This window comes from Pseudokineococcus marinus, from assembly GCF_013004605.1.
GTDB classification, from domain to species: Bacteria; Actinomycetota; Actinomycetes; order Actinomycetales; family Quadrisphaeraceae; genus Pseudokineococcus; species Pseudokineococcus marinus.
This window is the reverse complement of sequence record NZ_JABEMA010000394.1, coordinates 1-2,399: the sequence shown is the minus strand read 5'-3', so window position 1 is coordinate 2,399 and position 2,399 is coordinate 1. Positions and strand designations below refer to the sequence as shown.

Annotated in this window: 2 protein-coding genes; both read right to left on the bottom strand. The window is 75.9% G+C overall.

Annotation, left to right across the window (positions count from 1 at the left end):
- Positions 1 to 167: 167 nt before the first annotated feature.
- Positions 168 to 1,073: a type II secretion system F family protein gene (locus HLB09_RS15850; RefSeq protein WP_171204280.1), complete on the bottom strand. Its 906-nt coding sequence runs from the start codon at positions 1,071 to 1,073 to the stop codon at positions 168 to 170.
- Complete coding sequence (locus tag HLB09_RS15845) at positions 1,070 to 2,368, bottom strand: ATPase, T2SS/T4P/T4SS family (RefSeq protein ID WP_171204279.1); 1,299 nt, start codon at positions 2,366 to 2,368, stop codon at positions 1,070 to 1,072. Before HLB09_RS15845 ends, HLB09_RS15850 begins: the two co-directional genes overlap by 4 nt.
- Positions 2,369 to 2,399 lie beyond the last annotated feature (31 nt).

Genomic DNA, 2,399 nt, shown 5'->3' with positions numbered 1-2,399 from the left:
CCCCGCATGGACACCGACAGCGAGCTGTCGCCCGCGGAGGAGGACGAGCTCTACCGCTACTACGGCCTCAGCCGCGGTGGCGACGCCGCCGTCGGGCGGGCCCGCGAGGACGGTGACGAGCAGCAGCAGGCCGACGCCCGCGACCGCGCCGCCGAGCAGGACGACGATCACGAGCCCGCTCCGCGCACGGCCGGGCGGCCCAGGCCGTCGGCGGCCGCACCGGTGAGCAGGCGGGCGGGCACGACGTGCGACGACAGCCGTCGCATCCACCAGAAGCCCGCGACGAAGAGGGCGACGACGACGGCGAGGACCAGCTGGCCGAGGGCGCTGGAGTACGGCTCGACGTAGTCGCGGTTGAAGACGGCGAGCCCGCCGGTGAAGGCGATGGTCACGAGCATGATGATGAGGACGCTGCGGCGCGTGCTGCGCCGGTCGGCCTCCACGCGTCGTCGCGCGTCGATCTCCTCGCGGACCGACCCGGCGAGCGAGGAGAGCACCACCCGCAGCCCGGGCCCGCGCAGGCGCGCGTTGAGCACGAGGGCGGCGACGACGAGGTCGGCCGTCGCGTCGTCGAGCTCGTCGCCGAAGCGCAGCAGCGCCTGCGGCAGCGGGGTGCGGATGGCCAGCCGGTCCGCGAGCGTGCGCAGGGGCGCGGCGATCGAGGCCGAGGCGGCGTAGGCCGTCGCGGGGATGGCCTGCTCGAGCCCGACGGCGCCGGCGATGGTGTCGCGCAGGGACTCCGTCCAGGCCGCCAGGCCCTCGAGGCGCTCCATCTGACGTCGCTCCTCGCGGGCCCCGCCGAACAGCGACCCGCTGAGCAGGCCCAGGCCGGCGGCGGCGACCGCCGCGACGGGCCACCGGGTGACGGCGAGCACGACCAGCCCGGCGACGACGGCGACCGGGACGCGCCGCCCCGCCAGCGCGACGAGCCGACGACGGGTGGCGGCGAGGGACGACGTGCCCGGGGCCGGGCGCTCCACCGGGGTCAGCGCCCGCACGAGGAGCAGCAGGCCGCCGCCGGCCAGCGCCCCGCCCAGCAGGGCGAGGAGCAGCGACGGCGGCACGGCGGTCACCGCGCGCCCGCCGCGACGCGGTAGCCGTGCTCGGCGAGGTCGGCGGCGCAGGCGACCGGCGCCGCGGGCACGGCGAGCCCGTCGGCCCCCGCGGCGAAGATCTCGCTGGACAGCACGCGTCCGTCGACGCCGTTGACCTCCCGGACGCTCGTCACGGTGCGTCGCAGGGTGCCGCCGCGCGCGTAGTCGTTCGTCCGCTGGACGAAGACGACGAAGTCGACGGCCCCGGCCACGAGCATCGCCGTCGCGTCCGCCGGCAGCCGCTCCTTGGACTGGATGGCGTAGGTCGAGATGCGGTTGAAGACCTCGAGCGAGCTGTTGGCGTGGATCGTCGACAGTGAGCCGTCGTTGCCCTGGCTCATGGCGTTGAGCATCGTGACGATCTCGTCGCCGAGGACCTCGCCGACGATGACGCGGCTCGGGTTCATGCGCAGGCTGCGGCGCACGAGCTCGGCCATCGTCACCGCGCCCCCGCCCTCGGAGTTGGGCAGGCGCTCCTCGAAGGCGACGACGTTGGGGTGCAGGTCGGCGAAGTCGCCGAGGCCGAGCTCGAGCGCCCGCTCGACGGTGATGAGGCGCTCGTGCGGCGGGATCTCGTGGGCCAGGGCCCGCAGGAGCGTCGTCTTCCCGGCGTTCGTGGCGCCCGCGATCATGATGTTCTTGCGCGCCGCCACGGCCGCGGAGCAGAAGGCGGCCAGCTCGGCCGTCATCGACCCGCCGTCGACGAGGGCGTCAAGGCTGACGCGCGTGACGCGCGCCCGGCGGATCGACAGGGACGGGCGCGCGCAGACGCCCATGACGGCGGACAGGCGGCTGCCGTCGGGCAGGCGCAGGTCGAGCTGCGGGTTGGCCGAGTCGAAGGGCCGCGAGGCGAGCCCGGAGTAGGCGCCGAGGAGCTGCACGAGCTCGACGAGCTCGTCGTCGGTGTCGGCGACCGGCGGCATCGCCTCCTCGCGGCCGTCGGCGTACCCGACGAAGACGCGGTCGCAGCCGTTGATGTCGATGTTCTCGACCATCGGGTCGTCGAGCAGCGGCTGCAGGCGCCCGACGCCGAAGAGGGCGGCGTGGACGCCGGCGGCCAGCTCCTCGTCCTCCGCCGCGGTGAGCGGCGAGCGCCCCGCCGCGAGCTCGCCCCGGGCGTGCTGCTCGAGCACCCGCCCGATGACGGCGCGGGCGAACTGGCGCTCGTCCTCCCCCGTCATGGGCGGCACGCCGGCGGTCGCGTCCTCGCGGCGCTGGCGCGCGAGGACGTCGGCGGTCTGCTCGCGCAGGCGGCGCAGGAGCAGCTGGTCCACGGCGGTCCTCTCCGGGCGGGGGCGGGGGGCG